The 3,134-nt window shown below is 70.6% G+C and carries 3 protein-coding genes and 1 pseudogene; all 4 read left to right on the top strand.

The annotated features are described in order from the left end of the window. The coding region (locus tag ACFE64_RS15490) for a fumarylacetoacetate hydrolase family protein (protein WP_375393349.1) at positions 1-128 on the top strand (128 nt) is incomplete at its 5' end. Then, positions 121-1,053 (top strand): VOC family protein, encoded by a 933-nt coding sequence (locus ACFE64_RS15485; protein WP_375393348.1) that lies wholly within the window; start codon positions 121-123, stop codon positions 1,051-1,053. The genes ACFE64_RS15490 and ACFE64_RS15485, both read left to right, overlap by 8 nt. Positions 1,054-1,094: 41 nt before the next feature. After that, the gene (locus ACFE64_RS15480; RefSeq protein ID WP_375393347.1) at positions 1,095-2,705 is read left to right on the top strand and encodes an FAD-dependent monooxygenase; all 1,611 of its coding nucleotides are present in this window, start codon (positions 1,095-1,097) and stop codon (positions 2,703-2,705) included. Beyond that, positions 2,702-3,134, top strand: a pseudogene (locus ACFE64_RS15475) (fumarylacetoacetate hydrolase); the annotation flags it as partial. The gene ACFE64_RS15480 and the pseudogene ACFE64_RS15475, both read left to right, overlap by 4 nt.

The following is a 3,134-nucleotide window of genomic DNA, read 5'->3' as shown; positions in this document are numbered from 1 at the left end:
TCACCGGTACGCCGGCCGGCGTCGGCGGCGCGCGCAAGCCGCAGCGCTTCATGCGGCCGGGCGAGGTCTGCGAGATCGAGATCGAGGGTATCGGTATCCTGTCCAACCCGGTCGTGGCCGATGTCTGAGGCCGCCTCCGACCCGACCCGCGTCGGCGTCCATTCGCTCGACCATTTCACCCTTGCCGTGCCCGATCTGGCGGAGGCGGAGCGGTTCTACGCCGCGTTCGGCCTCGACGTCGAGCGGCGCGAGGATCGGCTGCTGCTGCGCACCGCGGACAGCGACCATGTCTGGGCCGACCTGCTCGGCGGTCCGGCCAAGAAGCTACTGTCGATCCGCTTCGGCATCTATGAGCGGGACCTGCCGGCGATCGCCGCGCGGCTGGCCGACGTGCGCGTCGAGAACCCCGACGCCGCGTCCAACGCGCTCTGGTGCCGCGCACCCGACGGGCTCCGCGTCGAGATCGCGGTGGCGCCGAAATCGTCGCCGGACGCGAAGAGCAGCTTCGATCCCCCTGCCCGCTTCCACGAGCATCGCGGCGCCGGCCCGCGCAGCCGCAACGTCAAGGTCCGCCCGCGGCGGTTGGCGCACCTCGCGCTCTACACCGGCGGGGTGCCTGCGGCGATGGGCTTCTACGGTGATCGACTGGGATTGCGATTGTCGGACCGCTCGGGCGACGATGTCGCGTTCATGCACGGTCCCTACGGCAGCGATCATCATCTGGTCGCGCTCGCCCGCTCGGACGGGCCGGGGATGCACCATTGCAGCTGGGACGTGGCCACGGTCGCCGAGGTCGGCCAGGGCGCGATGCAGATGGAGGCGGCGGGCTATGCCCGCGGCTGGGGGCTCGGCCGGCACGTGCTGGGATCGAACTACTTCCACTATGTCCGCGATCCGTGGGGCAGCTATGCCGAATATTCGGCGGACATGGACTTCATCCCGGCGACGATGGACTGGCCCGGCGCCGACCATCCGGGCGAGGATTCCTTCTACCAATGGGGGCCGCCTCCGCCCGAAGACTTCGTGCGCAATTACGAGACCGCGCCTGAGTGATCCCATGCGCCACGGCGCTCCTGCAAGGTACGCGAACCGACATGGACCAGAACTATGACACCGACGTGCTCGTCGTCGGGGCGGGGCCGGTCGGCCTGTCGCTGGCGCTCGAACTGGGTCTGCGCGGCGACGCGGTCATGCTGGTCGAGCGTGACGACACGCGCGGGCCGCAGCCGCGCGCCAAGACGCTCAACATGCGCTCGCTCGAGCACATGCGCCGCTGGGGCATCGCCGACGCGATCCGCGCCGCCTCGCCGAGCCCGCCCGACCTGCCGACCGACATCGTCTTCCAGACGCGGCTTTACGGCCACCACATCGCAACGCTGCCGAACATCTATTTCCGCGGCAACGAACGTGCGGACGATCCGCGCTTCTCCGAGCCGAGCGAGTGGATCCCGCAATATCTCGTCGAACGCGTGATGAAGGCCCGCGCGGAGACGATCCCCGGAGTCGCGTTCCGCTACGGCACCGAGCTGGTCGGCTTCGAGCAGGACGAAGTAGGCGTCACCGCCGAGCTGCGCACCACCGCCGGGGCGACCTCGTCGGTGCGCGCGCGCTATCTGGTCGGCGCGGACGGCGCGCGCAGCCCGGTGCGCGAGGCGATCGGCGCGACCATGACCGGCCGCCATGCCTATGGCGCCAATTACAACATGGTGCTCGACATCCCCGAGCTGAACGAAGACCCCCCGGTCCCGCGCGGGATCATGCACTGGACGCTGAACGCCGACAGCCCGGGCATCCTCGGCCCCATCGGGGACCTCTGGTACGCCGCCAAGAAGTTGCCCGAGGGCGTGAGCGGCATGAACGAGGACGAAATCCGCAGCTTCGTCACCGGCACGATCGGGCGCGACGTCGCCTTCCGGCTGGTCGCGGTCGATCCCTGGTATGCGCACGAGCTGATCGCCGACCGTTACCGCCGGGACCGCGTGTTCCTGGCGGGCGACGCGTGCCACCTGCACCCGCCGTTCGGGGGGTACGGCATGAACATGGGCATCGCCGACGCGGTCGACCTGGGCTGGAAGCTCGATGCGACGCTCCACGGCTGGGCGGGCGATGCGCTGCTGGACAGCTACGAATGGGAGCGCCGGCGCGTGCACCAGTGGACGATCGACGAATCGGTCGCGAACTATGCCGTGCTGAGCGCCAACATGGTCCGCCCCGACATGGAGGCCGACACGCCCGCCGGCGCGGCCGCACGCACGGAGCTCGCCCCGCATGTCGTCGAGCAGAAGCGGCGCGAGTTCCACACCATCGGCATGGTGCTCGGCTATCACTATAGCGGTTCCCCGGTGATCGCCTCCGACCATGTGCTGCCGCCCCCCTCGGCGGAGGAATATGATCCGGTCGCGCTGCCGGGCGCGCTCGCGCCGCACCTGTGGTTGGCGCCCGGCGTGTCGCTCTACGATCGCTTCGGCAAGGGCTTCACGCTGCTTGACCGCTCGAACAGTAACGCCGGCGCAGCCGCCTTCCGCGATGCGGCAGCGCGGCTGGGCGTGCCGTTCACCGTCCTGGCTCTGGATGGCGAGGGCGTCGCGGCGCTCTACCCGCACGCGCTCACACTGGTGCGCCCCGACGAGCATGTCGCCTGGACCGGGGACGGTGCCGATGCCCACGCGGCAACCGCCGTGCTTCAACGCGTGGCGGCGCGATGAAGCTCGCCAGCCGCAACGAGGGGCGCGACGGCCGCCTGCTGATCGTCTCGCGCGACCTGACGCGAGGCGTGCCGGCCGCGGCCGCGGCCACGTTGCAGGCAGCGCTCGACGACTGGGAGTCGATCGCGCCCGCGCTCGACGCGCAGTACCGCGCGCTCAACGACGGCGCCGCCGCCGGCGCCGCGCCGCTCGATCCGCCGAGCCTCGCCGCGGTGCTGCCGCGCGCCTGGCAGTTCCTCGACGCCTCGGCGTTCCTGGCGCACAACTTCATCCTCGCCGACGCCTGGGGCTATGAGCGGCGCACCCCCGCCGACCCGCCGCTGATCTATCAGGGCCTGTCCGATCGGTTCTACCCGCCGCACGGCGACGTGCCGTTCCGCTCGACCGACGACGCGATCGACTTCGAGGCGGAGTTCGGGGTGATCGTCG

It is taken from the genome of uncultured Sphingomonas sp., assembly GCF_964250165.1.
In the GTDB taxonomy this organism is placed as follows: domain Bacteria; phylum Pseudomonadota; class Alphaproteobacteria; order Sphingomonadales; family Sphingomonadaceae; genus Sphingomonas.
The sequence above is the reverse complement of the archived record's forward strand: the minus strand, read 5'-3'. Positions and strand labels throughout refer to the sequence as shown.